At 34.6% G+C, this 460-nt stretch carries 1 protein-coding gene; it reads left to right on the top strand.

What is annotated here, in order from left to right; translation table 11 throughout:
• Positions 1–408: Imm26 family immunity protein (locus ACYUCW_RS18175; RefSeq protein ID WP_163748944.1), on the top strand; the 408-nt coding region annotated here is incomplete at its 5' end.
• Positions 409–460 lie beyond the last annotated feature (52 nt).

The raw sequence follows: 460 nt of genomic DNA, 5'->3' as shown, positions 1-460 counted from the left end.
TTTTGTTTTCAATTAAATAATGAAACATATGGGTTTGGACGCATCATTTCAAAAATCATGACAGGCCATGTAGTAGAGATTTTCGATTTCGTTTCTTCTAGTCCATCCATAACCGAAGACGACATAAAAAAATCTAACAGAAAAATCACACCAGTTGTAATCGATACTTACGGGTTATTTGATAGAAAAGGATATCCCAATAGTGACTGGAGGATCATTGGACATCAGAATAACTATACGCCTATGAATATGGACGACATATACTTTTCTTACGGAGTTGAAAACTCATGCTATAAAGTTGACATATTCAACAATGATTTTCCTATAACAGAAAAAGAGGCGACTAAATATCCCCGCCTAATCCCTCATTCTGATTATCATATTAAAGAATTATTAGGAGCTATCTAAACTTAACTCAGATGCTCTACCTGCATATTTTTCATAACTACCAGCAGGGGCA

The organism is Proteus sp. MB838, from assembly GCF_054767435.1.
This window is presented reverse-complemented; position numbering and strand designations above follow the sequence as displayed.